Origin of the sequence: Bradyrhizobium sp. SEMIA (assembly GCF_014844175.1) — a bacterium.
Lineage (GTDB): Bacteria > Pseudomonadota > Alphaproteobacteria > Rhizobiales > Xanthobacteraceae > Bradyrhizobium > Bradyrhizobium arachidis.
In genome coordinates this window covers 1,492,505-1,519,306 of sequence record NZ_CP046601.1, presented here as the reverse complement: position 1 = coordinate 1,519,306, position 26,802 = coordinate 1,492,505, and the positions used below count along the sequence as shown (strand labels likewise).

Annotated in this window: 27 protein-coding genes and 2 pseudogenes; 27 read left to right on the top strand and 2 right to left on the bottom strand. The window is 64.2% G+C overall.

The window, feature by feature from the left end; genetic code table 11:
• Positions 1-33: 33 nt before the first annotated feature.
• The 25 genes and pseudogenes from FOM02_RS07245 to FOM02_RS07125 all read left to right on the top strand — a co-directional run bounded on the left by FOM02_RS07245 (position 34) and on the right by FOM02_RS07125 (position 21,922).
• Positions 34-777 carry a MotE family protein gene (locus FOM02_RS07245; RefSeq protein WP_265441514.1) on the top strand — a complete coding sequence of 248 codons (744 nt, stop codon included), beginning with the start codon at positions 34-36 and terminating at the stop codon, positions 775-777.
• On the top strand, positions 778-1,485 hold the full coding sequence (gene flgH, locus FOM02_RS07240; protein ID WP_027565122.1) for a flagellar basal body L-ring protein FlgH: 708 nt from the start codon (positions 778-780) through the stop codon (positions 1,483-1,485). It begins immediately after the preceding gene.
• 42 nt (positions 1,486-1,527) lie between these two features.
• Positions 1,528-1,971 (top strand): flagellar basal body-associated FliL family protein, encoded by a 444-nt coding sequence (locus tag FOM02_RS07235; RefSeq protein WP_027565121.1) that lies wholly within the window; start codon positions 1,528-1,530, stop codon positions 1,969-1,971.
• The gene (gene fliP, locus FOM02_RS07230; RefSeq protein ID WP_027565120.1) at positions 1,968-2,708 is read left to right on the top strand and encodes a flagellar type III secretion system pore protein FliP; all 741 of its coding nucleotides are present in this window, start codon (positions 1,968-1,970) and stop codon (positions 2,706-2,708) included. The genes FOM02_RS07235 and fliP overlap by 4 nt, the downstream gene beginning before the upstream one ends.
• Positions 2,709-2,972: 264 nt before the next feature.
• Positions 2,973-3,881, top strand: coding sequence for a flagellin (locus tag FOM02_RS07225; RefSeq protein ID WP_265441513.1), 909 nt, complete (start codon positions 2,973-2,975; stop codon positions 3,879-3,881).
• A gap of 322 nt (positions 3,882-4,203) precedes the next feature.
• Positions 4,204-4,659 (top strand): annotated as a pseudogene (locus FOM02_RS07220) (flagellin); the annotation flags it as partial.
• 304 nt (positions 4,660-4,963) lie between these two features.
• Positions 4,964-6,592 (top strand): flagellar basal-body MS-ring/collar protein FliF, encoded by a 1,629-nt coding sequence (gene fliF / locus FOM02_RS07215; RefSeq protein WP_027560921.1) that lies wholly within the window; start codon positions 4,964-4,966, stop codon positions 6,590-6,592.
• The gene (locus FOM02_RS07210) at positions 6,589-7,293 is read left to right on the top strand and encodes a hypothetical protein (protein ID WP_027560920.1); all 705 of its coding nucleotides are present in this window, start codon (positions 6,589-6,591) and stop codon (positions 7,291-7,293) included. Before fliF ends, FOM02_RS07210 begins: the two co-directional genes overlap by 4 nt.
• 5 nt (positions 7,294-7,298) lie before the next feature.
• Complete coding sequence (locus FOM02_RS07205; RefSeq protein ID WP_027560919.1) at positions 7,299-8,636, top strand: MotB family protein; 1,338 nt, start codon at positions 7,299-7,301, stop codon at positions 8,634-8,636.
• On the top strand, positions 8,633-9,856 hold the full coding sequence (locus FOM02_RS07200) for a chemotaxis protein (RefSeq protein WP_027560918.1): 1,224 nt from the start codon (positions 8,633-8,635) through the stop codon (positions 9,854-9,856). Before FOM02_RS07205 ends, FOM02_RS07200 begins: the two co-directional genes overlap by 4 nt.
• Positions 9,853-11,184, top strand: coding sequence for a flagellar hook-length control protein FliK (locus FOM02_RS07195; protein ID WP_027560917.1), 1,332 nt, complete (start codon positions 9,853-9,855; stop codon positions 11,182-11,184). Before FOM02_RS07200 ends, FOM02_RS07195 begins: the two co-directional genes overlap by 4 nt.
• The gene (locus FOM02_RS07190) at positions 11,135-11,716 is read left to right on the top strand and encodes a transglycosylase SLT domain-containing protein (protein WP_027560916.1); all 582 of its coding nucleotides are present in this window, start codon (positions 11,135-11,137) and stop codon (positions 11,714-11,716) included. The genes FOM02_RS07195 and FOM02_RS07190 overlap by 50 nt, the downstream gene beginning before the upstream one ends.
• A gap of 97 nt (positions 11,717-11,813) precedes the next feature.
• Complete coding sequence (locus FOM02_RS07185; protein WP_027560915.1) at positions 11,814-13,046, top strand: flagellar hook protein FlgE; 1,233 nt, start codon at positions 11,814-11,816, stop codon at positions 13,044-13,046.
• A gap of 34 nt (positions 13,047-13,080) precedes the next feature.
• Positions 13,081-14,555: pseudogene (gene flgK, locus FOM02_RS07180) on the top strand (flagellar hook-associated protein FlgK).
• A gap of 3 nt (positions 14,556-14,558) precedes the next feature.
• Positions 14,559-15,605, top strand: a complete 1,047-nt coding sequence (locus FOM02_RS07175; RefSeq protein WP_027560913.1) for a flagellar hook-associated family protein — start codon at positions 14,559-14,561, stop codon at positions 15,603-15,605.
• 54 nt (positions 15,606-15,659) lie between these two features.
• Positions 15,660-16,004: a flagellar biosynthesis regulator FlaF gene (gene flaF, locus FOM02_RS07170; protein WP_027560912.1), complete on the top strand. Its 345-nt coding sequence runs from the start codon at positions 15,660-15,662 to the stop codon at positions 16,002-16,004.
• Positions 16,004-16,408: a flagellar biosynthesis repressor FlbT gene (gene flbT / locus FOM02_RS07165; protein WP_027560911.1), complete on the top strand. Its 405-nt coding sequence runs from the start codon at positions 16,004-16,006 to the stop codon at positions 16,406-16,408. Before flaF ends, flbT begins: the two co-directional genes overlap by 1 nt.
• 14 nt (positions 16,409-16,422) lie before the next feature.
• Complete coding sequence (gene flgD, locus FOM02_RS07160; protein WP_027560910.1) at positions 16,423-16,842, top strand: flagellar hook assembly protein FlgD; 420 nt, start codon at positions 16,423-16,425, stop codon at positions 16,840-16,842.
• On the top strand, positions 16,839-17,105 hold the full coding sequence (gene fliQ, locus FOM02_RS07155; protein ID WP_027560909.1) for a flagellar biosynthesis protein FliQ: 267 nt from the start codon (positions 16,839-16,841) through the stop codon (positions 17,103-17,105). Before flgD ends, fliQ begins: the two co-directional genes overlap by 4 nt.
• A gap of 77 nt (positions 17,106-17,182) precedes the next feature.
• Positions 17,183-19,264 (top strand): flagellar biosynthesis protein FlhA, encoded by a 2,082-nt coding sequence (gene flhA, locus FOM02_RS07150; protein WP_027560908.1) that lies wholly within the window; start codon positions 17,183-17,185, stop codon positions 19,262-19,264.
• Positions 19,261-20,013, top strand: a complete 753-nt coding sequence (gene fliR, locus FOM02_RS07145) for a flagellar biosynthesis protein FliR (RefSeq protein WP_027560907.1) — start codon at positions 19,261-19,263, stop codon at positions 20,011-20,013. The genes flhA and fliR overlap by 4 nt, the downstream gene beginning before the upstream one ends.
• 6 nt (positions 20,014-20,019) lie before the next feature.
• On the top strand, positions 20,020-20,439 hold the full coding sequence (locus FOM02_RS07140) for a hypothetical protein (protein WP_027560906.1): 420 nt from the start codon (positions 20,020-20,022) through the stop codon (positions 20,437-20,439).
• Positions 20,436-20,918: a rod-binding protein gene (locus tag FOM02_RS07135; protein WP_027560905.1), complete on the top strand. Its 483-nt coding sequence runs from the start codon at positions 20,436-20,438 to the stop codon at positions 20,916-20,918. Before FOM02_RS07140 ends, FOM02_RS07135 begins: the two co-directional genes overlap by 4 nt.
• Before the next feature lie 39 nt (positions 20,919-20,957).
• On the top strand, positions 20,958-21,470 hold the full coding sequence (locus tag FOM02_RS07130; protein ID WP_027560904.1) for a hypothetical protein: 513 nt from the start codon (positions 20,958-20,960) through the stop codon (positions 21,468-21,470).
• Positions 21,467-21,922, top strand: coding sequence for a hypothetical protein (locus FOM02_RS07125; RefSeq protein ID WP_027560903.1), 456 nt, complete (start codon positions 21,467-21,469; stop codon positions 21,920-21,922). The genes FOM02_RS07130 and FOM02_RS07125 overlap by 4 nt, the downstream gene beginning before the upstream one ends.
• A gap of 148 nt (positions 21,923-22,070) precedes the next feature.
• Here the strand turns inward: FOM02_RS07125 and FOM02_RS07120 are convergent, their stop codons facing one another.
• Positions 22,071-22,847 carry a response regulator transcription factor gene (locus FOM02_RS07120; RefSeq protein ID WP_027560902.1) on the bottom strand — a complete coding sequence of 259 codons (777 nt, stop codon included), beginning with the start codon at positions 22,845-22,847 and terminating at the stop codon, positions 22,071-22,073.
• Between the two features lie 823 nt (positions 22,848-23,670).
• Here FOM02_RS07120 and FOM02_RS07115 point away from each other — a divergent pair.
• Complete coding sequence (locus FOM02_RS07115) at positions 23,671-24,627, top strand: hypothetical protein (RefSeq protein WP_027560901.1); 957 nt, start codon at positions 23,671-23,673, stop codon at positions 24,625-24,627.
• Positions 24,628-24,641: 14 nt separating this feature from the next.
• Here the strand turns inward: FOM02_RS07115 and FOM02_RS07110 are convergent, their stop codons facing one another.
• Positions 24,642-25,217 carry a MarR family winged helix-turn-helix transcriptional regulator gene (locus FOM02_RS07110; protein ID WP_027560900.1) on the bottom strand — a complete coding sequence of 192 codons (576 nt, stop codon included), beginning with the start codon at positions 25,215-25,217 and terminating at the stop codon, positions 24,642-24,644.
• A gap of 655 nt (positions 25,218-25,872) precedes the next feature.
• Between FOM02_RS07110 and FOM02_RS07105 the strand changes: the two genes are divergently transcribed.
• Positions 25,873-26,760 carry a dienelactone hydrolase family protein gene (locus tag FOM02_RS07105; protein ID WP_027560899.1) on the top strand — a complete coding sequence of 296 codons (888 nt, stop codon included), beginning with the start codon at positions 25,873-25,875 and terminating at the stop codon, positions 26,758-26,760.
• The last annotated feature ends 42 nt before the right edge of the window (positions 26,761-26,802 follow it).

Here is a 26,802-nt window from a genome sequence, read left to right as displayed (position 1 = left end):
CTCAGGTCTCGACCGAGAATCGCACGCGGCCCGATGCTGAAGCTGGATCACAAAGCCAAACTCCTCGTCCTGGTCGCGGCGTCCGCGCTTGCGGGCGGCTCGCCTGTGCTGGCGCTGGACGAGGCCAAGCCGTCGAAGCCGCTCAACCTGCTCTCGTTCGCGCGCGGCCGGGCGCCGGGAGCGCAGAAGCCGTCTGCATCGGCACCGATACCGGCCGACAATGCGTCGATCCGCGCGACGGCGTGGGCGGCCGAAGATCAAGGACCCGCGACCACCGGCGCGGCCGCACCTGCATCTGCGCCCGTGCGCACGGTCAAGCCCGGCAGCGTCACGGCCCCGCCGAAGCCTGCGCCGGCCCAGGCCGCTGTGCCCGCGGATAACGAGGTCGCCCTGTTCTGTAGCAACGTTGCCGATCCCGCCGTCGATGCGCGGCTGGCCTGGCAGCTCAAGGAGCTGGAGAAGGCCGAGGCCCAGCTCCGCGAGCGGATCGCCGAGGTCGAGGCCAAGCGCGCCGAATACGAGAAGTGGATGGCGCTGCGCGACGACTTCCTGAAAAAGGCCGAAGCGCAGGTCGTCGAGATCTACTCGCGCATGAAGCCGGACGCGGCCGCCACCCAGATCGCCGGCATGGCGGACGAGACCGCCGCCGCCGTGCTCGCCAAGCTCAACCCGAGGACCTCGAGCGCAATCTTCAACGAGATGGATACGGCGCGCGCGGCGCACCTTGCCGACGTGCTCGGTGGAATGCGCCGCGTGGATGACGGAAAGACCAAATAGATGAAGAAGCCGATCCTCATCCTGTCGCTCCTGCTGTCGTCGGTGCTCCTCGCCGGGTGCTTCAATGATCCGGCGGAAGTCCTGACCGGTCCGCGATTGTCGCCAGTCGGAAGCGGCCTCAGGACGCAGGCCGAACCGATCCCGGTGACGCCCCGCGTTCGTACGCCCGTCAGCTATCGCTCGACCTGGGACGACGGCACCGATCTCTACCGCGATCCCCGTGCCCGCCGCACCGGCGACGTCGTGACGGTGATCATCTCGATGCAGGACAAGGCCAAGCTCGACAACAAGACCGACCGCTCGCGCGATTCGCAGATCAAGTTCGGGCTGGACTGGCTGATGGACGTCGCCGGGTGGAACGACAAGGGCACGGCCAACGCCAACCTCTCGACCAACACCCAGATCAAGGGCAACGGCCAGATCGATCGCACCGAGGACATCAAGCTGTCGATCGCCGCCGTCGTCACCGACGTGTTGCCGAACGGCAATATGATGATCAGCGGCTCGCAGGAATTCCGCGTCAACACCGAGATGCGCGTGCTCAACGTCGGCGGTATCGTGCGTCCGCGCGACATATCGCGCACCAACACGATCTCCTACGAGAAGATCGCAGAGGCGCGCGTGTCCTACGGCGGCCGCGGAAATCTGTCTGACGTGCAGCAACCCGGATGGGGACATCGGATCTATGACGCCGTGGCACCGTTCTGAGAATAGCGCCGGCCGGGCCGCATCGCGAGGGCAGGGGACGTGATGCGCCTGATCGCGGCCATTGTGGTGCTGACCCTGATCGCGATCGGCGCGGGCGCGCTCGCCGGCCTGCATCTGTTTGCGGCCGCGGAACGCGTCGCCGACGCGAAGAAGGCCGCCGCGCCGCCGCCTCTTGCCACGAGCTACGCCGGAAGCGCGCGGCTCAGGAAGCTGTCGCCGATCGTGACCAATCTCGGCGCGCCATCCAACAACTGGGCGCGTATCGAAGCCTCGATGGTGACCGATAGCATGAACGACGAGGATGCCGGCATCCTGGCAGCCCATATCAGCGAGGACATCGTGACCTATCTGCGGTCGGCGTCGGTCGGCCAGTTCGAGGGATCTCGCGGGCTCCAGCATTTGCGCGACGACCTGACCGAGCGCGCCAACATCCGCTCGTCGGGCAAGGTTCGCGAATTGATCATTGAGACGTTGGTGATTCAGTGAAATTGAGAGTCCTGCTGCTCGCGCTGATTCTGGTCGTCCTGCCCGAGGTGGCGTTCGCCCAGATTCCGGACCTCAACTCGCTGCTGCCGCCCGGCAACGGCTCGACCAGCGGCCGGATCATCCAGCTGATGGCGCTGATCACGGTGCTGTCGGTGGCGCCGGGACTGCTGATCATGGTGACGAGCTTCACGCGGTTTGCGGTGGCGCTGTCGTTCCTGCGCTCCGGTCTCGGCCTCCAGACCACGCCGGCCAATCTGGTGCTGATCAGCCTCGCGCTGTTCATGACGTTCTACGTGATGGCGCCGACATTCGACCGCGCCTGGGAAACCGGCGTCCAGCCGCTCATGAAGAACGAGATCTCGGAGGAAGAGGCCTATCTGAAGATCACCGACCCGTTCCGCGAGTTCATGCTGGCGCATGTCCGCGACAAGGATCTCCAGACCTTCGAGGCGCTCGCCGCCGAGAGTTTTCGCAAGAAGTTCGACGACAAGCGCATCGATCTGCGCGTCATCATCCCGGCCTTCATGATCTCCGAGCTCAGGCGCTCGTTCGAGATCGGATTCCTGATCATGCTGCCGTTCCTGGTCATCGACATGATCGTGGCGACGCTGACGATGTCGATGGGCATGATGATGATGCCGCCGACGATCCTCGCGCTGCCGTTCAAGATGCTGTTCTTCGTGCTGATCGACGGCTGGAACCTGCTCGCCTCAGGCCTCGTGCGGTCGTTCTCGTAAGGCGGCGACCTCCGGCCGGCCGGTTATGGTTAGCGAGAAGTACCGCATCATGGTTAGCGGTGGGTAATGTTAACCATATGATTTTGCTTAGAAATTCAAGCCGATCTTAAGGCGCGCGCAAGATTCGGCGTGCTAGCAATGCGGCACGGCGGGTTGGACCCCACCCACATCAGTCCAAAGGCATGATGCCGCCCCTCCGTACCGGTGAAAGCCCGGTATGTCCCCTCGTGAAAATGTAACGCGTACATAAAAGGGACATTCGCAATGTCAAGCCTGCTTACGAACTCGACCGCCATGACCGCACTCCAGACCCTGCGGTCTGTGAGTTCGCAGCTCTCCTCCACGCAAACCCGCATCTCCACCGGCCAGCGCGTCTCGACTGCTTCGGACAACGCCGCCTACTGGTCGATCGCGACCTCGATGCGCGCCGACAACGCCGCGCTCTCCGCGGTCTCCGACTCGCTCGGTCTGTCGGCCGCGACCGTCGACACCGAATATACCGCTCTGACCGCCGTCGTCGGCGACAAGACCGGTGGCTTGACCAAGCTGCAGTCGCTGCTGGTCGAAGCCAAGACCGCCGGTATCGACCGCTCCAAGATCCAGGCTGACATCACCCAGATCCAGCAGCAGATGAAGAGCACCGCGGATGCGGCGACCTTCAACGGCGTGAACTGGCTGAGCACGACTGCCTCGACGCCGGCGACGGTCGACCTCGTGTCGTCCTACTCCCGCGTCCAGAGCACGCCGACCACGGGCGCGATTACCCTGACGGTCTCCAGCTACTCGCTCTTCACGGCGAGCACGAGCGGTATTCTGGACACGCAGACGACCAGCGGTGTGTCGGTCGCCAACATGACCATCACCTCGCTGACCGACGCGGCCTCCGACCAGACCACGCTCGACGGCTACATCGCGCAGGTCACCGCTGCGATCAACTCGGCAGCTTCGGCCGCCGCCGATCTCGGCGCCGTCAAGAACCGTATCTCGACCAACACGGAGTTCGTCAAGACCCTGATGGACTCGGTTGATCGCGGTATCGGCCAGCTTGTCGACGCCGACATGAACCAGGAGTCCACCCGCCTGGCGGCCCTCCAGGTCCAGCAGCAGCTCGGCGTGCAGGCGCTCTCGATCGCCAACAACAGCAGCCAGAGCATCCTGTCGCTGTTCCGCTAAGTCGAAAGACAATCCGGGGAGGGCCGCGCTTCTCGCAAAGCGCGGCCCTTTCGTTTTGGCGTGACGCTACGCGCATGCCTTCAATTCGGCTGCTCTGTTGCAACCGGGACACAGAGCCACAAGCCTCGCACAAGCTTCGCACGTTACGGTCGCCGTACGACAGGTTGGGCCTAACCGCTTTCAGCAGCCCAAAGGCATGACGCCGCCCTGTCGTACCGGTGCAAGTCCGGTATGTCCCCACTCAATCAATCTCAAAGGGACATCAAAATGGGTTCTAGCCTCCTCACTAACTCCGCAGCAATGACGGCGCTGCAGACCCTCCGCAACGTTCTCCCGCGTCCAGAGCACGCCCACGATCGGCTCCATCACCCTGACGATCTCGAACTACTCGCTCTACACGTCGACCACGAGCGGCATTTTGGACACGCAGACGACCGCCGGTGTGTCGATCGCCAACATCACCATCACCTCGCTGACCGACGCGACCACCGACCAGGCCACGCTCGACGGCTACATCGCGCAGGTCACCGCTGCGATCAACTCGGTGGCTTCGGCCGCCGCCGACCTCGGCGCCGTCAAGAACCGCATCGCGACCAACACGGAATTCGTCAAGACCCTGATGGACTCGGTTGATCGCGGTATCGGCCAGCTCGTCGACGCCGACATGAACGCGGAATCGACTCGCCTCCAGGCGCTGCAGACCCAGCAGCAGCTCGGTGTTCAGGCGCTCTCGATCGCCAACCAGAACAGCCAGAGCATCCTGTCGCTGTTCAAGTAAGCTTCGGCTTTCAAGACGACCGTGCTCCCCATGGGAGCACGGTCACCGCCATGAACGGCGGATTTGGCGGCACATGATGTGCCCGCAATGACCTCCTGACACCAGACTTCATGCAGCACCCGCAGCCGACTGCGCTGGCGTGCGTTCGCGCGCCCGATGGCTGCTGCTGGACCGTCTGTATCGGAGAAAATTCTTGCAAATTTACAACGCCTCGCCAGCGAACTGACACATTCGTGTCCTTGCGCAACCTTCAGACAAGGTTGGCAGCGGAGTGTCCTCTACGTTCGCATTGGTACGAGGTCATATGCTGTTCAGTCGTGCGCAGATACAGCAACTGCTCAACAATCTGCTGGAGCTTGGGCCGCGACGCCTGATGGCCTTGGGACTGATCGGCTTTGCCGTTCTCGTCACCGTCGTCGGCGGCGCGTATTATCTGAGCCGGCCGGAATTCGAGACCCTCTATACCGGCCTCACCCGCGAGGACGTGACGCGCATGGGCGCGGCGCTGCGCGAGCAGAACATCGCCTTCGACGTCAATACGGCCGGTGACGCCGTCTCGGTGCGCCCGAGCCAGACCATGCAGGCGCGGATGCTGCTCGCCGAAAAGGGCCTGCCGACCAGCGCCAATTCCGGCTATGAGCTGTTCGACAAGATCGGCTCGCTCGGCCTGACCTCGTTCATGCAGGAAGTGACGAAGCTCCGCGCCCTCGAGGGCGAGATCGCGCGCACCGTCCAGTTGATGAAGGGCGTCAAGGCGGCGCGGGTGCATATCGTGCTGCCGGTGCGCGGCTCGTTCCGCGCGACGCAGCAGCCGCCTTCGGCCTCCGTGGTGCTGCGCACCGACGGTGCAATCGAGGCGCGCACCGCGCAGTCGATCCGCCATCTCGTCGCGGCCGCCATTCCCGGCATGAGCCGCGACAAGGTGACCGTGCTCGACGCCGACGGCTCGATGCTCCTCGCCGAGGAGGACGAGGCGAGCGCTGCGCCGACCAAGATGGCGAGCCTCCAGAAGACGGTCGGCGGCATGGTGCAGGAGAACATCCGCAAGGCGCTGACGCCGTATCTGGGCCTCGACAATTTCGAGGTGAGCGTCGCCCCGCAGCTCTCCACCGACAAGCGGCAGATCAACGAGACGGTCTACGATCCGGAGAGCCGCGCCGAGCGTTCGGTGCGGAACGTCCGCGAGAAGGAATCGTCGCAGAACGCGGACCGTTCGCAGCCGACCACGGTGCAGCAGAATCTTCCCGACCAGCAGGTCAATTCCGGCGGCACCAAGAATTCCAGCGAAGACAAGTCCCGCCGCGAGGACGTCACCAATTTCGAGGTGTCGTCGAAGACCACGACGACGGTAAGCGACGGCTATTCGGTCAAGAAGCTCTTCATCGCCGTGCTGGTCAACCGCGCGCGGCTCGTCGCCGATCTCGGCGACAAGAGCAACCAGGCCATCATCGACAGCAAGCTCGCCGAGATCAGCCAGCTCGCGGCGACCGCCGGCGGACTGGACAAGACGCGCGGTGACCAGATCCAGGTGACGGCCGTCGACTTCATCGAAGGCTCGCGCGAGCTGGCACCTGTGCCGCCGATCAGCTTCGTCGAGATGATCAACAAGCAGCTCGGCAGCGTCATCAATGCGGTGACGATCCTGGCTGTCGCCTCGATGCTGGTCTGGTTCGGGCTTCGTCCCGCGGTCAACGGCATCCTGACTCACCGCGCGCAGCAGGAGCAGACCGAGGCCGCCGAGGCCGCTGAGCTCGAAACCGCCGCGGCCCTCGCCTTGGCCGAGAGCCAGGACCCCGAGCTCAACCTCGTCGAGGACCTCGAAGGCAAGATGCAGCGGACGCCGCAGAAGCGGCTGGAGCAGATCGTCCGGCTCGATCAGATGCAGGCGGCAGCAATCCTTAAAGACTGGATGCGACGCGAGGAGGCGGCATGAACGCGGCAATCGGAAAACTCCTGACGCAGTTCGACGCGAACGGCCGGGCCAAGTCGCCGCCGCCTCCGCCGCCCAAGATCCAGGACGTGCTGACGAGGCAGAAGGAGGCGCGGCGCGAGCCGCAGCCGCAGGCCCAGCCGCAGCGCCAACCTCAATCGCAGCCGCAGCTTCAGTCGCCGCCTCCGGCGCCCGAGCCGGAAGCTCCGCCGGTCAATCTTCTCGAAGATGCCTATCGTCGCGGCCATGCCGCCGGCGTTGCGGAAGGCGATGCCAAGGTCGCCGAGGAGCGGGTGCGCAGCGCGATCCGGCTCGGCGAAGAGCGCGCCAAATGGTCCGACCAACAGGCGGCCGCGATCGTCGGCGGTTTCGAGGCGGCATGCCGCGAGATCGAGACCAACATTGCGAGCTCCGTCGCGCGCATATTGCTGCCGTTCCTCGCCGATGCGGTCCGCGACAAGGCGATCGGGTCGCTGGTCGAGCAGGTCGCGGCCCTGACCGGCAACTCGCCGGTGCCGGTGTTCAAGGTGACGGGTCCGAGCGAGCTGCTTGACCTCGTGAGGACGCAGCTCGACGCCTCCAGGCGAGCAAGCATCGAGTATGAGGCCGCCGAGACCCTGGAGGTCCGCGTCGTCGCCGACCAGACCGTGATCGAGACGCAGATCTCGGCGTGGAGCGAGCGCCTGAAAGACGCACGCCGGTAGTCGCCATGGAAGAGGTCAAGCATGAGATCGTGATCGTCCGCCGGCGCAGCGCCTTCGCAGAGGAGGCGCATCACGGTGGCGTGTGGAAGATCGCCTATGCGGATTTCATGACCGCGATGATGGCGTTCTTTCTGGTCATGTGGCTGCTCAACGCCCTCAACCAGGACCAGAAGCAGGTGGTCGCGAGCTATTTCAATCCGATTAAGCTCGCGGAGAACGCGCCTGCCCCAAAGGGTCTCAAGGATCTCACCAAGAAGGAGCCGACGCAGTTCGAGGGCCAGGATGGCAAGCGTCAGCCAGCCGGACCGAACGAAGAGCGCCGCGGCGACTCGCCGACGGCCGAGAAGCCGGCTTCCTTCGAAGAGAAGGTCCTGTTCCGCGATCCCTATGCGACGCTTGCCGAGATCGCGAACAGCTCGAACCAGGCTTCGGGCCAGCGACGTGCAGGTGCGCTGACCTCGGCCGAAGAGGAAGGCCTCAAGGGCGGCGACGCCTATCGCGATCCGTTCGATCCCGGCTATTGGAAGATGGCGCCGCAAATGTCGAAGGATGCGGATCGCTTCGTCGACAGCGAGCCAAAGCCGAATGCGTCCGCGCGCGACATCGCGTCCGGAACGAGCCAGGGAGAGCCGCAGGCGCGTCGTGCCAAGACGGACGATGCTGGCGGAAGCATCGCTCCCAATGCTGATGCTTCGTCGGCAAGCCTGTCGCCGCTGCTGCCGCCAGGGCCCGCGCCGTCGCAGGCTCAGCGCGACGGCGGTGCCCAGGCGAATGCGCAGCCAAGTGCGCAGGCTGGCGCTCAAGCCAATGCCGCCGCGCAGCCGCGCCCCAACGATCAAGCGAAGACTTCCGAACCGCGCGATGCAGCGCAGACCCAGCAGCCGACCGTCAAGCAGCTTCAATCCGCGATCGCGGATGCGCTGTCGGATATCAAGGCCGGCGCCGGACCGGTCGCCGAGGTGCGTCAGGTCGAGGAAGGCCTGCTGATCAGCCTGACCGACGATGCCAGCTTCGGCATGTTCGCGGTCGGCTCGGCCGAGCCGCGGCCCGAGCTGATCCGCGTGATCGACAAGATCGGACCGCTGCTGACGAAACGCCAGGGCGTGATCATCGTGCGCGGCCACACCGATAATCGGCCGTACAAGTCGGAGAACTACGACAACTGGCGGCTGTCGACGGCGCGGGCGCAGATGGCCTATTACATGCTGGTTCGCTCCGGCGTCGATGCGCAGCGGATCGAGCACGTCGAAGGCTATGCCGATCGGCGGCCGAAGCTTCCGAACGACCCGGCCGCCGCGCAGAACCGCCGGATTGAGATCCTGATCCGGGAGAAGCGCCCTTGATCAGGCAGCTCCTCTGCGCTGTGCTGCTGATGGTGGTGCCGCTGACGGCTTCACGCGTCTTGGCCGAGACCGCACCGGCGCCAACACCGGCGCCGGCGCCGGCTCCTGCGCCGGCATCGACGTCGAGCGAACCTTATGAGCTGGTGCGCGGATTGCAGGCGGTGCAGGACGGCATCGCCAATGGCGACACCGCGGCGCATGGCAGCCACATCGCGCTGATCCGGCAGATCGGCGAGAAGTTTCTCGCCGCCGATCCGAACGTGTGGAGCAATCCGCAGAACGGCCAGGCCGTTGTTATCTACATGCTCAGCGGCGGCGCGCCTCAACTGGTCCGCAAGCTGCCGCGCGACAAGATCAATGTCGAGGGGCGGCTGTTCGACGGCGCGCTCGCCTATGTCGAGGGCCGCCAGGACGAAGCGCGCGAGCTGCTCAAAGAGGTCAAGCCGCGGACGCTTCCGTCGGGCCTGGGCGGACAGGTCGCGCTGGTTCAGGGTGCGCTGTTCGCGCGCTCTGAAGCATCGCTCGCGATCGAGCGCCTGGATGACGCGCGGCTGCTTCTGCCCGGCACGCTGGTGGAGGAAGCCGCACTGCGCCGCGAGATCCTGCTGGTCGGACAGGCCGAGGATTTCGACAAGTTCGAGTTCCTGACGCTGGCCTATATCCGCCATTATCGCAACTCGATCTATGCCGGCGACTTCTGGCAGCGCTTCTCCTCGGGTCTGACGCAATCGAGCCTCGCGCTCGACGAGCGCCGCTTCTCGCGGATCGGCAGCCTGCTGGAGCAGATCGACCGCGCGAGCCGCCTCAAGCTCTATCTCATGATCGCACGCGCCGCGATGGTGCGCGGGCGGATGGAAGTGACCCGGCTTGCCGGCGAGCGCGCGCTGACGCTTAGCGCCGATGCTTCGGCGGAGCGCGAGCGAGCGCATCTATTCCGCGGCGCCTCGCGTGCGCTCACCGACGAATATGACGGCGGTCTTGCCGAGCTGAAGGCGCTTGACCGCTCGAAGCTGCCCGAGCGCGACGTTCCGCTTCTGAATGCGACGATGCAGCTCGCGCTCGACGTCCGCAAGCCGTTCGCGGGCGGGCCCTCTGCTGCCGCCGACAAGCCGCCGGTAACGCCGGCGCGTCTCGATCTCGCGTCGTCGACCGCGGCCCTCGCACGCGCGCAGAAGCAACTCAGCGAACTCGAACTTCTCACCAGGGATCGTCGTCCATGACGAAGCTCAGCGGAACATCAGGACAGGTCTTCTCCGGCCTCGCCGAGAGCCTCAACATGCGTGGGACGTCGCGCTCGGCGAAGGGCACTGGTACGAAATCGCAGGCGGATTCGTCATTCAACGATCTGCTCCACACCGTCTCGAACCTCGCCAAGCGGGCGCTGAACGACGAGGGCAGCGACACCGGCGTGAAGACCGCCACGCTGCGCACGCGCCTGGCGCACTCGGCCGGGAAGGACGAGACCAAGGACGGGCACGAACGCACCGAGGCGGCCGACGAGTCCAAGTCAGCGGGGAAGTCTTCCGACGAGAAGACCGGCATATCATCGGAGAAGCAAAATCCGGTTGATCTTGCCTCGAAAGCGGATGCCCAGAGCCGATCGATCACTCCGGTGATCGTTGGCCAGGAGCTCGCCGCCGCGAATCCGCAGATGCAATTGCCGGCGGGCGACAGGAAGGACGCGCCCGCGCGAGATGAGCGATCCTCCTCGACGAAGCGTGAGGTTCCGGCAGCTTCCAAGGCGGCTGCGCTCGATTCCGCGGCGACCGCTGCAGGTCCAGCCAGTCCGCGCGCGCAAGGTCCGGGTTCGCAAGCAGTGGCAGCTCAGCAGGCCACGCCGCAGCAAGGCGGCGACGCCGCGAAGGCAATGCCTGCGACGTCAGGCTTCGAAGCCGTCACGGCCAATGTCGAACGCGCAGTCAAGGCCTCGGCGCGGGACACCTTGCCCGAAACGACCAAGGTCACCGTGGTCCAGCAGGAGACCCATCTGCCGCCGGCGCAATTCAACGCGCCGCAACAGGTCGCCAACGCGGTCGTCACGGAGTTGAAGGAGACCGCAGCGCCGGCGGCGTCCGCGGCTCCCGATCTCGCAACGTCGCAGGCCAACGCGCCAGAGCCGCTCAAGATTTTGACCATCAATCTCGAGCCGCCGCAGCTCGGCAACGTCACCGTGCGCCTTCGTCTCGTCGGCACCGAGGTGTCCGTCCACCTCGCGGCCGAACGCAAGGACACCAGCCAGATGCTGGACCAGCAGCGCGACCAGATCCGCGATCTGATGCAGTCGGCAGGTTACGTTGCCGACGTGGCGCCGGTGCAGCATGGCTCGCTAGACGGATTCCAGAGCGGCTCCGGCCAGTCGCAACCGCAACTGCCCGGCCAGCAACAGCCGTCGCCCCAGTCGCAGGGCACGTTCGACGGCACCGGCACGTCGTCGGGGCAATCCGATGGCGATGCGAGGCAGGCCCGCCAGGAGCGCCAGTCCAACCAGGAGACGCGTCATGATCAGGACGTGGGCCAGCAGACTCGTCGCGGCCCTGTTTATCTGTAGCGCCGGCACCGCGGCAGCGGCGACCGACAATGCGCGCCCCTGCGAGCGCGAGATGGCGCGCGCGTCCCAGCAGCACGGCATTCCGCTCGGCATTCTCTATGCGGTCGGCCTGACCGAAACCGGGCGGCGCGGTGCGCTCTATCCTTACGCGCTCGGAGCGGAAGGGCAGACCGTGTTCGCCAAGGACATGGACGATGCGATCGCGAATTTCGAAGCGATGCGCGCCAAGGGCATCAAGCTGATCGATCTCGGCTGCATGCAGATCAACCACTACTATCACGGCGACAAGTTCACGTCCGTGCGCGCGATGTTCGATCCCGCCAGGAACGTGGAATATGCGGCGCGCTTCCTGAAGGAGCTGAAGCAGCGCGAGGGCAGCTGGACCATGGCGGTCGCCCGCTACAACGCCGGCCCCAACAATCAGCCGGCGCAGAAGCGCTATGTCTGCCACATCGTCGCGCATCTCGTCTCGAGCGGCTTCGGCGCGTGGACCGACAAGGCGCGCTCGTTCTGTCAACCCAAGACGACATGACCAGGACAACCCTAAAGTTGTGCATGGTTCCCAATCATCAGCCCCGCGCAAGCAAGAACCCGCATTGTAGCGGCAACCTACCGAAGGAGCCAAATCCATGAGCCTGTATGGTGTTATGCGCACCGGCGTTTCCGGAATGGGCGCGCAGTCCAACAAGCTGTCGACGGTCTCGGACAACATCGCGAACGTCAACACGACCGGCTACAAGCGGGCCTCGACCGAGTTCTCCTCGCTGATCCTGAAGAGCGGCTCCGGCAACTACGACTCCGGCGCCGTCGAGACCACGGTGCGCTACGCGATCAGCGATGCCGGACATACGCAGTTCACCACGTCGACCACGGACCTCGCCGTCCAGGGCAACGGCTTCTTCGTGGTGTCGAATGCCAACAACACGCAACAATATCTGACGCGCGCCGGCTCGTTCGTGCCGGACAGCCAGGGCAATCTGGTCAATGCGGCTGGCTACTACCTTCTGGGCCAGCCCGGTAACGTGACCAATTTCTCACAGAACAGCCTGTCAGGCATGCAGATCGTCAACATCGCCCAGGTTTCGCAGGTGCCCGTGCCGTCGACGGCGGGGACGCTCACGACTGGCAATCTGGATCCGAAAGCGGCCGTGATCGCTGGCCCGCCCGGCCCGGCCTCATACTCGTCGAAGAGCTCGATCGTGGCCTACAACAATATCGGCCAGGCCGTTACGCTTGACGTCTACATGTCCCACACCGCAACGGCCGCCGGTTCGGACACCTGGCAGATTCAGGCTTACGACTCCGCGACGGGTGCGTCGGTCGGCGCCGCCACCACTTTCACCTTCGATACGACCGCAACCGGCAAAGGCACGCTGGCCGCGGCGAGCCCGACGACCCTCGCCTTCACCGTCCCCGGCGGTGCGGCGATGACCATGGACCTGTCGAACATGACGCAGGTCGGAACCGACTTCAGCTTCAAGGCGACCGTCAATGGCAGCGTTCCCTCGGCCATCGACAAGGTCGATGTCGACGATACAGGCCACGTGACGGCGGTCCTCAAGAACGGACAGACGCTGACGCTCTTCACCATCATGCTTGCCGACGTCGCGAGCCCCGACAATCTGACACCGGAGCCGGGCAACGTCTATTCGACCAACATGAACTCCGGCAACGCGCAGGCCGGGAATGCCGGCACCGGCGGCCTCGGCACGATCCAGTCCGGCGCCCTGGAAGACTCGAACGTCGACCTTGCGGACGAGCTGACCGGGATGATCGAGGCGCAGCGCGGCTTCACCGCGAACTCGAAATCGTTCCAGACCGGCGCTGACCTGCTCGACGTCGTCGTCAACCTGAAGCGCTGAATTCTTCAGCGCGCATTCCAGGCAAGAGCAAATCATGTCCCTTACCGCCGCTCTCGACTCCGCCCGCGCTTCGCTCATGGCGTCGGGCATCCAGTCCTCGACGATCTCGCGCAACATCGCTGGTGCCAGCGCCGCCGGCTATTCGCGCAAGATCGCCGTGCTGGACAATCTGCCCGGGGCTGGCGTCTATGTTGCGGCGATCCAGCGCGCCGCGAGCTCGGGTCTCTACGACAACGTCTTGGTCGCGACTTCGTCGTCGGCCAAGCAGACCGCGATCTATGACGGTCTGCAGAAGATCGCATCTGCCACTGTGGACGATCCGGAGCTCGACCAGTCGCCGACGGCGCAGCTCAATGCGCTGAAGAAGGCGCTTCAGCAATATGCCAACGCTCCGGATAACACCACGCTGGCGCAGGCGGCGGTGACATCCGCCAAGGACATGGCGACCGCGCTCAACCAGGCGACGCAGACCGTGCAGTCGGTCCGTGCGGGCGCGGATGCCGACATGAATACGTCGGTCCAGAACATCAATCAGCTGCTCTCCCAGTTCGGGACCGTGAATACCGCGATCGTGAAGGGCACGATCTCCGGCGACGACATTACCGACTATCTCGACCAGCGCGACAGCATCGTCTCGCAGCTGTCGCAGGAGCTCGGAGTCACGATGTCGCTCCGACCCAACGGCGACGCGGCGCTCTACACCGACAGCGGTGTCGTGCTGTTCGACAAGACGGCCCGAACGGTCAGCTTCACGGCGACCAACATCTATACGCCTGGCACCATGGGCAACGCGGTGGTCATCGACGGCGTGCCGGTAACCGGTGCCAATTCGGTGATGCCGCTGAAGTCGGGCAAGCTCGCGGGCCTCGCTCAGCTGCGTGACCAGGACACCGTCACCTATCAGAGCCAGCTCGACGAAATCGCGCGCGGCCTGATCAATACCTTCAGGGAGAGCGATCAGACCGCCGCGGCGCTGCCCGACGTCCCCGGTCTCTTCACCTATCCCGGCGCGCGGCGATGCCCGCGAGCGCCACCGTCTCGGTCGGCCTTGCCGGCCTGATCAGCGTCGCGGCGTCAGTCGACCCGGCCCAGGGCGGCAACCCAAATCTGCTGCGCGACGGCGCGATCAGCGGCAACGTCGCATACCAATACAACACCGCCGGCAATGGCGGCTACTCGGTCCGGCTGCAGCAGCTCATCGCCGGCATGGATGCTTCGCAGCCGTTCGATGCAACCACGCAGGGCAAGCCGAGCGGCAGCCTGATCGACTTCGCGTCGTCGTCGACCAGCTGGATCGAAAACCAGCGCAAGACCGCGGACTCCAACGTCAGCTACCAGAAGACGCTGCTAGACCGCAGCACCGCGGCGCTGTCGAACGTCAGCGGCGTCAACATGGACGACGAGATGTCCTTGATGCTCCAGGTCGAGCGCACCTATTCGGCCTCGTCGAAGATCATCTCGACCGTCGACGAAATGCTGCAGAGCCTGCTGGCTGCCGTGGGGAATTAAGCCATGATGAGCGCGAACTACATCTCGACCTTGATGCTGTCTTCGTCGTTGAGGTCGTCGATCACGAACAACCAGTCCTTGCTGAGCAAGGCGTCGACCGAGGCGACCACCGGCCGCTTTTACGATGTCGGCCTCGAGCTCGGGGCCACCACGGGAGGCGACCTCACCCTGCGGGCCGACCTCAGCTTCGCCGATCAGCTCGTCGACACCAACGGGCTCGTCGCCGGACGCCTCGACGTGACGCAGAACCGGATCACCCAGCTCAACACGACCGCAACGTCCTTCCTCAAGGATCTGATCGCGGCCCGCAGCACCGACGGCGGCGGACGGATCATCCTGCCGCCTGCGTCCTCCAACCTCCAGGATCTGATCGGCGCGCTGAACGTCTCTTATAACGGCTCGTACCTGTTCTCGGGCATCAACACGCAGAACCAACCGATCACGGCTTACGCCGCCGGCTCGGCCAGCAAGAACCAGGTCGACACCGATTTCGCTACGTTCTTCGGCTTCTCGCAATCCTCGCCCAACGTGAAGAACATCACGCCGGCCCAGATGCAGACCTTCCTCAACACCACCTTCGACGCCGAATTCGCGAGCCCGGCCTGGAACACCAACTGGTCGTCGGCCACCGACCAGGTCATGCAAAGCCGTATCTCCACGACCGAGATCGCCGATACGTCCGTCAGCGCCAATCAACCCTCCTTCCGCATGCTCGCCGAGGCCTACACCATGATGGCCGATCTCGGGAACGCGAACCTGGACCAGTCGACGTTCCAGGTCGTCGTGGACAAGGCGATCGGCCTCGTCGGGAACGCCATCACCGGCCTCGCTACGCTCGGCGGCGATGTCGGCACGGTCCAGCAGCGGCTCACCTCCGCAACCGACAAGCTCAAGACGCAGCAGGACATTCTGAACAATCAGATCGTCGGTATGGAGAAGGTCGATCCGGCCGAAGCCTCGGTGCGCGTCAACACCTTGCAGACCCAGATCCAGACGGCGCTTGCACTGACGTCGCAGCTCCAGAAGATCAGCCTCATCAACTATCTCTGAGCCTAGGCTCGTCACCTTTGTCTTGTTCTTCGTTTCCTGCGCAGTGTGGTCCTGATGACGTTTGAAGCCTATGAAGCGGTCGTCGATGATAGCGGCTATGAGGCGAGGGGCCGCGAGCGCCAGGCGCTCAGTCTCGGCATCGACCGACTCGAGCGCCTCCAGAAGGGACGCGCCAGTTTCGAGGATCAGGTCCAGAGCCTGCTTTACGTGCGGCGGCTGTGGACGATCTTCATCGAGGATCTCGCGCATCCGGAAAACGGGCTTCCCGAAAAGCTGCGGGCCGACATCATCTCGATCGGCCTGTGGGTCGTCAAGGAGGCCGACCGCCTTCGCGAAGAAAAGTCGAACGACGTGATGCAGCTCATCGAAATCAACCGCATGATCCGAGACGCACTTTAATGAAGATCTCCTTGCGGGCGGGCGAACGGATCTACATCAACGGCGCGGTTCTGCGTGTGGACCGCAAGGTCTCGGTCGAGCTCGTCAACGACGTGATGTTCCTGCTCGAAGGGCAGGTCATGCAGGCCTCCGACGCCACCACAGCGATGCGGCAGCTCTATTTCATCGTTCAGCTCATGCTGATGAACCCGACCGACGTCCGGGACGCTTCGGCGCTCTATGTGCAACACCACGCGGCCCTGGTCGCGGTGTGCGAAAGCCGCGAGATGCTGGAGGGGCTTGCCGCGGTCGACGAGCTGGTCGAGACGACCCGTTATTTCGAGGCGCTCAAGCGAATTCGGGCGCTGTTCCCGGTGGAGCAAGCCATCCTGGCCGGCGCCGCCGCCCCATTCGAGGCTGCCTGACAGCGGAGAGGCAAATGAACGTCACCAGCGCGACCGACAGCACCAGCAAGTCCAATTCGACCAGCTCGACCTCGAACACGTCGAGCACCGGCGTCGACTACAACACGTTTCTTCAGCTTCTCGTCGCCGAGATGAAGAACCAGGACCCGACCAATCCGATGGACACGTCGCAATATATGAGCCAGTTCGCCCAGCTCTCGACGGTCGAGCAGGCCATGCAGACCAATAACAAGCTGGACTCGCTGTTGTCTTCGCAGTCGCTGTCGCAGGCGGACGCGTTGATCGGAAAGAAGGTCAGCTTCACCGACTCGACCGGTGCGACCTTCAGCGGCAAGGTCGCATCGATCTCCATCAACACCGACGGTTCCATCGCGACCCTCGAGGACGGCACCAAAGTCGCCGTCGGGCCCGGGCTCACGATCAGCCAGTCATGAACGAGCGCGACGCCCTCGACATCGTCCAGGCGGCGATCTGGACCATCATCGTCGCCTCCGGCCCCGCAGTCGGGGCCGCTATGCTGGTCGGCACCGTCATCGGGTTGCTGCAGGCCCTGACCCAGATCCAGGAGGCAACGCTGACCTTCGTTCCGAAGATCATCGTCCTTCTCGTGGTCGTCGCCGTCTCCGGTTCCTTCATCGGCGCCCATCTCTCCACCTTCACCGAGATGGTCTATTCGCATATCGAACGCGGCTTCTGAGCCGCGCGGCCGGCGGCCACCACCCTCGCGTAAGCTTTGCGCGGCAAATTACCGGGCGGACCCTCTGCCGGTGACCCATGGCCGATACGTTAGCTGCTAGCCTGCCCAGCCCGCGCCGACTCGGGGCGGACGCCTTCTTCGCGGGCGGCATCGTGACCATGCTCACGATCCTGTTCCTGCCGATACCGCCGATCCTGATCGATCTCGGGCTCGCGTTCTCGATCGCGCTCTCGGCGCTGATCCTGATGGTGGCGCTGTGGATCCAGCGCCCGCTCGACTTCTCTGCCTTCCCGACCGTGCTGCTGATCGCGACGATCCTGCGCCTGGCGCTGAACGTTGCGACCACGCGCCTGATCCTGTCGCGGGGCGGGGAGGGTGAGCAGGCCGCAGGCTATGTCGTCGCCGGCTTCTCCAAATTCGTCATGGGCGGCGACTTCGTTATCGGTCTGATCATCTTCGCGATCCTGGTCACGGTGAACTTCGTCGTGATCACCAAGGGTGCGACGCGTATCGCCGAAGTCGGCGCCCGTTTCACCCTGGACGCCATCCCCGGCAAGCAGATGGCGATCGACGCCGATTTGTCCGCGGGCCTGATCGACGACAAGGAAGCCCAGCGCCGGCGTCGCGAGCTCGAGGAGGAAAGCGCCTTCTTCGGTGCCATGGACGGTGCCTCGAAGTTCGTCCGCGGTGATGCCATCGCCGGCCTGATCATCACTGCGATCAACATTTTTGGCGGCATCATCATCGGCGTCACCCATCACGGTCTGACCCTGTCGCGTGCCGCCGACGTCTACACCAAGCTGTCCGTCGGCGACGGCCTGGTGTCGCAGATGCCGGCGCTGATCGTGTCGCTGTCGGCCGGCCTTCTCGTCTCCAAGGGCGGCACCAGGGGCTCGGCGGAGCAGGCCGTGCTGCGGCAGCTCGGCGGCTATCCCCGCGCGGTGTCGGCCGCCGCGCTGATGATGTTCGTGCTGGCCCTGATGCCGGGCCTGCCCATGGCGCCCTTCATGCTGCTCGGCGGCGTCATGGCCTTCGTCGGCTACTCGCTGCCGAAGCGCCAGGCGGCCCTCAAGCAGAAGGAAGACGCGCGCAAGGCCGAAGAACGCGCCCAGGCCGAGGCCAAGGATTCGGTCAAGGAATCGCTAAAGACCGCCGAGATCGAGCTGGCGCTCGGCGGCCACCTTTCGGTCCATCTGCTGGGCGCGCGCACCGAGCTTGCTCACCGCGTGGCCAAGATCCGCAAGAAGTTCGCCAAGCAGTACGGCTTCGTCATTCCCGAGATCAAGCTCACCGACAATCTGTCGATCGATCCCAAGGGATACCAGATCCGGATTCACGACACGCGCGTTGCGCATGGCGAGCTCAGGCTCGGCGAGGTGCTGGTGCTGGTCGACAAGGACGGCAAGCCCGACGTGCCCGGCGAAGAGGTGATCGAGCCCGCCTTCGGCATGAAGGCGCTGTGGGTGACAGAGGCTTTCACCGACGAGGTCAAGCGCCAGGGCTGCAAGCCGGTCGACAATCTCTCGGTGCTGCTCACGCATTTGAGCGAAGTGATCCGGGCGAACCTCGCCCAGCTCCTGTCCTACAAGGACATGCGCGCGCTGCTCGACCGGCTCGATCCCGAATACAAGCGCCTGGTCGAGGATCTCTGTCCGTCGCAGATCTCCTATTCGGGCCTGCTGGCGATCCTGAAGATCCTGCTGGCCGAGCGCGTGTCGATCCGAAACCTGCATCTGATCCTCGAAGCCATCGCCGAGATCGCGCCCCATGTGCGGCGGTCCGAGCAGGTCGCAGAGCATGTGCGCACGCGCCTTGCCCAGCAGATCTGCGGCGACCTCTCTGACAACGGCGTGCTCAACGTCGTCCGGCTCGGCAATCGGTGGGACCTTGCGTTCCACCAGAGCCTGAAACGCGACGGCAAGGGCGACGTGGTCGAGTTCGACGCCGATCCCCGCCAGATCGAGCAGTTCGCGACGGAAGCCAGCGCCGCGATCCGCAAGTTCACCGAGAGCGGCACTAGCGTGGTGCTGGCGGTGACCCCCGAAGCCCGTCCCTATGTCCGCATGATCCTGGAGCGGGTGTTCCCGACACTGCCGATCCTGTCGCATGTCGAGGTCGCGCGCTGCGCCGAGATCCGGGCGCTCGGAGCCATATCGTGATCAGCAGCCTTGCCGACAGCGTGCTGGTCACGTTCATCGTGTTCTGCCGCATCGGCGCCTGCCTGATGTTCGTGCCCGGCTACTCTAGCGTCAACGTCCCGGCCCAGGTGCGCCTGTTCATCGCGCTCGTCACGACGTTTGCGCTGACGCCGATCCTGATCGCGGTCCTGAAACCTCTCACGGAGAATGCGGCGCCGCTAGCGCTGGCACTTCTGATCGGCTCCGAGATCCTGGTCGGCAGTGTCATCGGCCTCGGCGGGCGCGTGTTCTTCCTAGCGCTCCAGACCATGGCCACCGTGATGGCGAGTGCGATCGGGCTCAGCAACATTCCGGGCACGCCGATCGGCGATACCGATCCGGCGCCCGCTTTGGTGCCGCTGATCATGGCGTCCGTCACCACGCTCTTCTTCATGACCGACCAGCACTGGCAGGTCCTGCGCGGGCTGATGAACTCCTACGATGTCTGGCATCCCGGCAGCAGGATCGAGGGCAGCATGGCGCTGGACCAGCTGCTCGCTCGTCTGTCGGAGGCGTTCGTGCTGACGCTGCGGATCACGAGCCCCTTCATCGTCTATTCGGTCATCGTCAACCTCGCTGTTGGCTTCATCAACAAGCTGACGCCGGCAATTCCAGTCTATTTCATCTCGGTGCCCTTCGTGCTGTTCGGCGGCTTCCTGCTGCTCTACCTCACCAGTGACGAGCTGCTGACGCAATTCATGCTCGGCGTCTCGTCGTGGCTCGCAGAGTGATCGGTCATGAGGTCGCGTGCGGACAAGCTCGCCCGGATGGTCTCCCTCGTGAAGCTCCAGCTCCGGCTGTCCGAATGGCAGCTCGCGCAGCTGCGGCAGCAGGAGAAAAGCCTGCAGGACGAACAGGAATGGCTGGTCGGAGCTTTGAACGAGGGCAAGCCGCCGGCAGGTTCGTCGAGCGAATCGATCGCGCGGCGCCTCAACAGGACCAGCGTCGGCGCGCGCGCGGTTCAGGCGCAGGCATTGCAGCAGTTCAACCAGGTCCGCGCGGAGAGCCGCCGCGTGAAACAGCTCGAGGAAGTCGCCAAGGCGGCGCTCGCGGACAAGCTTCGCGATGCCGAAAAGCGTTCGCTCGAGGAGATCGCGGGAACAAGCCTCACCGTGCGCGAGTGGACGCCACGACCAGCCAGCCGGAACAAGACATGATCGTGACAGCGACGCCCGACCTCGTTCTCGACGTCCTCGATGCCGCCGATCCCGTGACGCAGCGCGCAGCGGCCGCGAAGCTCGACGCGCTCAAATCATCCGACGCCGATTTCGCCGCCACGATGGACGCGGAGGTCGGCAAGGCCAAGGCGGCGACGGCCGATCAGGCCGCGTCGAAGGTTGTCGATGCGCAGTCGACCGCCGTGAACGGGGCGCCGGTGCAGGTGATCAAGGCGCCTGCCTCCGGCGAGGTCTACCGGAAGTTCGAGGCTTTCATCCTCCAGACCTTTGTCGAGACGATGTTGCCGAAGGAGTCGGAGCAGGTCTTCGGCAAGGGCACGGCCGGTGGCGTCTGGAAATCGATGCTGGCGGAGCAGCTGGGCAACCAGCTGGCCAAGGGCAAGGGGATTGGCATTGCCAAGCAGCTCGCCTCAGCGCATCCGGCGGGAACGGACATTACGGGGAAAGCCGGATCATGATCCGGGAATGGGTGACAGACGTTGAGGGGTGAATTTCCTATGCAGGCACAAGAAAGCGCGGCGGTCCTGGTGATGGAGCAGCCGGTCGCGGACACCGAGGCGATAACGATGGAAGCGGCGACAGGCGGTGCGCAGCTGCCGGCGCTGTTGCCGAATGCCGGCGGCGAAGCGGCGGTCGACGGCATTGACGCGGCGAGATCGGACGAGGTGCGCGGCCTGCTGGCGGCGATCCGCCGGCTCGAGAGCATCGTCGAGGAGGAGACGATTGCGCTCACGACGCGCAAGAAGATCGATTTCGACGACTTCAGCGCCCGCAAGAGCCGGAGCATGCTCGAATTCGTCCGCCTGATGCGGGCACGGATGCATCTCGGCAACGAGACCGTGATCACCGAGGAGATCCAGCGCTTGCGCGAGAAGCTCGAGCGGAATCGCTCGGTCCTCGAAATGCATTACGAAGCGGTGCGCGAGGTCGCCTCCATCATCGTCAAGGCGATCAAGGACGCCGACTCGGACGGCACCTATACCGGTCGTACGGCGCAGGACGGAAGATGATCAGACTCGTTCTGGCCGGCCTCTGGGTTTGCATCCTCACCGCGGGCACGAGCTATGGCGTGGCCTATTGGAAGGAAAACGGTAGCCTGCTGCCGGCGAAGGACGAGTATCTCGACGGGCTGCAATACCAGAAGACGCGGGCGCTGAGCGTGCCGATGATCGAGGGTGGCAGCGTGCAGGGCTACATCGTGGCGCGCTTCGTCTACACCATCGAGGCGCGGACCATGCACCAGCTCAACGTTCCGCCGGAGCCGTTCGTCGTCGACGAGGCCTTCCGCAGGATCTACGCCGACGACCGTCTCGATTTCAGGAAGCTCGCCCGTTACGATCTCTCGATCCTCACGACGGCGATCAAGCAGCGCGTCAACGAGCGGATGCAGGCCGACGTCGTCCAGGACGTCCTGGTCGAGGACTTCAACTACGTATCAAAGGAAGAATTCCAGAAGCAGTAGGCGTCGCGGAACAAGCGTGGGCGGCCCTCCGGCTGCGCCGCGCTGCGTGGCCTGATTTCAGCCGGCCTCGGTCCCCAACAGTGCAACGGCCTCTGCGAAGGATGCTCCGCAGAGGCCGTTGTCGTTGTTGTGGCGGTGCGCTGCCGCGTCAGTTTCCGGCGGGATACGCCGCAGGGGCCGGGGCGGCGCGCGCCGTGTTCAGGAGGATGCCGACCTCGTCGAGCTCCTGCATCGGCACGTCGATGGTCTCGCCCGCGGGGATGTTGAGGCGGTATCCGACGTAGCGCCGGGCCACGATCGCATCGAAACCGAGGCGGTCGCGAAGCTTCTTGCGCAGCTTGCTGACGTGGCTCTCGATCACGCTCTCGTCGAAGGTCGACTCGAAGATGCCGTAGACCGCGTTGAAGATCTGCGTCTTGGTGATCCACTTGCCGTGGTTGGCGACCATATATTCGAGGATGCGCAGTTCGCGGCGGGGCAGGGTGAGGGCGTGGCCCGCGATCTCGGGGTCACGTCCGTTGAAGAAGACCTGGATCCGGCTCTCGCAGGGCCTCGGCAGATCGCCAACCCGGCGGCGCGCGATCGCGGCCGTTCGGGCGAGGATCTCGCGCAGGTGTATGGGCACGTGCACGACGTCGTCGACGCCCGACTCGAACAGCTCGAGCGTGTTCTTGAGCATCTTCTGGCCGCTCATGGCGATGATGGGAGCCGAGGAGCGCTTGCGCATCGCCCGCGGCAGGCTTCCGCGGGCATCGCAATCCCCGAGCAGGAAGGCATCGACCGCTGCCAGATCCGATTCACTCGCAGATTGCAGCCAGTCCCAGAATTCTCCGGAGGAGAATCCGATCGACGATACACCTTCGCGAACGAGCCCTACAACGTAGCTGTTCGTGACGCTCTCGCGATCATCAACGATAATATACATCAGTCTTTCGCCCCTGTTTCGCACTTGCAGCGGCCGGGTGGTTGTTTGTGATGCCCCGGCTCGGCAGCCATGCTGTTTGACGATATTTCCCTCCCGCGAACCGTTGTTATGGTTTCGATATTCGCGGGCAGCCCTACGCATTCAGTGCCTGCGTGAGCAGGCCTGCTACTTCGACTCGATACTGAACGCTTACTGTGTGAGGCCCGGCGGGTGTCTTACGGATCACCCCGCGGAGCGGATTGAGAATACGACCTAGTACAGTTGCGCCAAGTTGCTCATCGTGTCCGAAACGCTACTGAACTTTGTCGATCTCCTCGCCAACTGGCGAGAGAATCACTTGAGTAGGACCGTAACAATTGCCTAATTCCGATCAAGCGCGCGCCGCAAAGCGATTGCTATGCATGTTTGATGCTGTTGATTTGTTTCGAGTTGTTTCTTGATATTTTCAACCGCATCAGTTGATTTGAATTTCGAACTAGTTTTGCACCTTGGCGGTTCTAAAGTTCCGCATGTCCGTATAATCACAGCAATTTTGAGTGGTGCTACCGGTGACGCGTAGCGAGGGGTTTTCAACCCCGGATTGACTCGTGCTCCCATTTTTCCACATGCGACAATTCGACTCATGTGTGGCGGCTGGACTCCAGCTTGGCGAAATCTTGGCGAGTGTGTGTCTTTCGAGTCGCACTCTCGCCGCGTGCGTGTCGCGTTCGACTCATTGAGGTCGCATCGCGCGCGTTGAAAGCTTTTCGATGCGCACGTTTCAGGCAAGCTTCGGCAAATAATCTCGTCGATCAACAGATCGAACTGAACGGAGCATTTTCACATGTCGTCCGATGGACAAGCTCGTCCCAGCGAAACCGCTGATGTTTCCGCGGCGGCGAAGCCGGCTCCGGCGGCAAGCAATATGAAGGACAGCGCGACGCAAAATTCCAGGCCCGCAGCAAGCACCAAACCCGCAGCGAACGCGAAGCGCGTGTCGGCCGCGGTGAACGATGAAGTGCTGGCGAAAGAGGCGCTCGAAGGGCTGAAGCGCATTCGCGCCAAGGCGCGCCTCGACAAGATGGCGATACCCAAGCCTGCCCCGGCCGTGATCAAGCCGGCCGTGATCGTGGCCAAGCCGCCGCCGCCGCGTCCGACCTGGGTCGTGCCGCTCGCAACATTGGCGGTCGCCGCGATCCTGGTGGTCTGCGCCTGCACCGGCGTGATCGCCTATCTCACCACGCAGCCTGCGCAGAACAACGTCGCGGCCAACACCGAGATCAGGATTCTGCGCGAGACGGTCGCGCAACTGCGCAAGCAGGTGTCGGGCGTGTCCGAAAATCTCGACGGTCTGCGCACCGCGGTCGATCAATCGAGCAAGGCGACCAACGATCGCTTCGGTAGGTTCGCCGAGAATCTCGACCGGATCGAGCGGGTGAGCTCGTCCTCGACGGCGAAGCTCGACAGGCTCGCCCAGGTGCAGGCTCAGGCGCCGGCGCCCGCGGCCGTTGCTTCGCAGCCGCCGTCACAGGCTGCACCGATGATGGCTTCGCTCGCAGCGCCCGAGGTCACCGGCTCGGTACCTCCGTCCGCGCCGCGGAAGGTCGTCAAGGGCTGGTCGGTTCGCCAGGCCTATGAGGGGATCGCGATCCTGCAAAGTCCGAACGGCGTCATCGAGGTCGTGCTGGGACAGCAGGTGCCCGGCCTTGGCCGCATCGAGGACATCAAGAACGAGAACGGTCGCCTGGTGGTGGAGTCCAGCAGCGGCGTCATCTATTCGTCACGCAAGGCGACGCCCTGAGCAAAGGCCGCCCTCTATTGGCGGTGATGCTCGAAGCTGGTGCATAGCAGATCCACCTCCGCTTCCGCGATCGGCGCGCGGAACAGACGGCAGCTGAACTCGGCTGTCTTGCTATCGGGGGAAGTGCGATCCTCGCGAAGGAAGATGCATCGCTTGCAGACATCGGTGTGGTGCCGCTGCTCGGCAGCGTCGGACTGATCCAGTACGTGACGGAGTGCGTCGCGGAAGCGGACCTTGGCGTCGTCGTCGAGGACGGCAATTGCCTCGACGAGAACGCTGACGGGATCGCGCACCAGGAACTTCTTGCCCTGCTGCGTCACGCTCAGCATCACCGATCGCTTGTCAGTGGCCGAGCGCTTTCGCTCCAGATAGCCGAGCCGCTCGAGCTCGCCGATGATGAACGAGGCGGTGCCGCGCGTGGTGCCGACGTAGCTTGCGAGCGCCGAAGGCGTCCGGGAAAACCGGTTGGCGCGGGAAAGGAATCGCAGCGCCATCCACTCGCGGTCGCGCAAGCCGTGCTTGGTGCCTTCGAACCAGAGGATTCGCGCGACCTGCTCCAACAGTTCAATCGATTCACGAGCCAAGTTCATTTCAATTCCAGGTCGGATAAAGCTTTATTCAATTGAGCCTTGGGTAGCGCAATCTGGGTGGACGACAATGAAGCTCTCGGGCGATCCTTCGTCCGAATGGACGGCGGAGCGCTCTTGGAAGTCGCCCTTCGGTTTCCAAGAGGGAACCTCCGGACGTGGAACTAGGGCGTCACAAAGAAAGTTCGAGTGAATCGTACGGCTCAACTCTTCGGAAAATTTCAGTCAAATGACTGCGCTTCACCGGCCGGATTCCGGCGGCGCGCTGCGTCTGGGCAACATGATGTGTCGTTGCCGCCACCGCACAGCCTATTTGTTGCGGCGGAGCCTTTTCGAATTGTGCGAAGTGGCCGCAGTCTGCAGCTTCTGACCGCGTGGGTTGCGGCAGCAGAACTGTAATGTTGGGTTAATGGATGTTGCGTCGCAGCGCAGCCACGCGGTTAAAGCCCGCACACGATCAAATCCGACGGCTGGCGTATGGCCGATCCGATCGGCCGCCGGTCTCTTGTTCAGAGTCCGGCGCGCGGCCGATGGTCCGCGCCAACGAAGGGATGATACCGAGAACCGCGTGCTCGCAGGCTGGTGACTTGCCTTTGCCCGTTAACTATCGGCGAATGCGTCGCCCCCGGGGCACCACCATAAGCAGGAAGGGATACCGATGAGCTTCGAAACCACCATGACATCCGACGTCGTCGGCCTGACGAAAGTCGCCCCGGTCTCGCGCCGCGGATTCATGAGCGCCACGGCGGCCGTCGCCGCTGGCTACACGCTCGCGGCCGGTCCGGTTCGCGCCGACATCATCACGACCGACACCAACGGCCTCCAGACCGGCGACGCCAAGATCAAGGTCGGCTCGGAAGAGATGCCGGCCTATTTTGCTCGCCCTGCCGGCAACACCAAGGCGCCGGTGATCATCGTCGCGATGGAGATTTTTGGCCTGCACGAATACATCAAGGACGTGACGCGGCGCCTGGCCAAGCTCGGCGCGTTCGCGGTCGCGCCTGACTATTACTTCCGCAAGGGCACCGATCTCACCAGGATCACCGACGTCAAGGACCTGCTGCCGATCGTCAATGCCAAGCCGGACGCCGAGCTATTGACCGATCTCGACGCGACGGTGGCCTGGGCGGGATCGCAGGGCGGCGACAGCACGAAGCTGGGCATCATCGGCTTCTGCCGCGGCGGACGCACGGTCTGGGAATATGCCGCCCATAGCGGCGCGCTCAAGGCCGGCGTCGCCTTCTACGGTCCGCCGGTCGATCCGGCCAATCCGCTCTGGCCGAAGAGCCCGATGCAGCTTGCCCCCGAGATGAAGGCGCCGGTGCTCGGCCTGTATGGCGGGGCCGATACCGGCATTCCGGTCGCCCAGGTCGAGCAGCTCAAGGCGGCGCTGGAGCAGAACAAGAAGACGGCCGAATTCAAGATCTATCCCGAGGCGCCGCACGGCTTCCATGCCGACTATCGCGGCAGCTACCGCAGGGACGCCGCGGAGGATGCCTGGAAGCAGGCGCAGGCCTGGTTCAAGAAATACGGCGTATTGAGCTGAGGGCAGCGTTTTCGAAAGGGCGGCCGGAGTGGCCGCCCTTTC